The sequence below is a fragment of the Vibrio sp. 1401 genome, from assembly GCF_033340295.1.
On sequence record NZ_JAWOWF010000787.1, the window covers coordinates 1 to 531 of the forward strand.

Consider the following 531-nt stretch of genomic DNA (forward strand, 5'->3'; position numbering starts at 1 on the left):
GGTCATAACTCCTTTCAATACAACCTCATAGAAAAGCATTGATGTTATTTGTTCCTCAAATTCATTAATGCTTTTCCACCTTGAGGGATAATCGTTTTCCTTTCCTTGTTTTACACTACAATTAATTGATAGCTGATGGCCTGTGACGCCCGTCACGTAAAGGCTAAACCAAATTCGAAACGAGTGAAAACTCGTCAAAACAACCAGGAAGGAATTGCGAATGTCTTCTGCATTTTACCAACAGATTCAGCAGCAAATTGAAGAAGTGAAGGCTGAAGGTCTTTACAAAGCAGAGCGTATCATTACCTCTCAACAGCAAGCCGCTGTTAAAATCTCGACAGGTGAAGAAGTACTGAACTTTTGTGCGAACAACTACCTAGGCCTAGCAAACCATCCAGCGCTTATCGAAGCAGGTAAAGCTGGCATGGATGAGCACGGCTTCGGCATGGCATCAGTACGTTTTATCTGCGGGACTCAAGACATCCACAAAGAGCTAGAACAAAAGCTTTCTAAATTCCTCGGTAAAGAAGA

At 42.2% G+C, this 531-nt stretch carries 1 protein-coding gene; it reads left to right on the forward strand.

The window, feature by feature from the left end:
- Window positions 1–220 precede the first annotated feature (220 nt).
- A partial coding sequence (locus R7Z77_RS28170) for an aminotransferase class I/II-fold pyridoxal phosphate-dependent enzyme (protein ID WP_318137412.1) occupies window positions 221–531 on the forward strand: 311 nt, incomplete at its 3' end.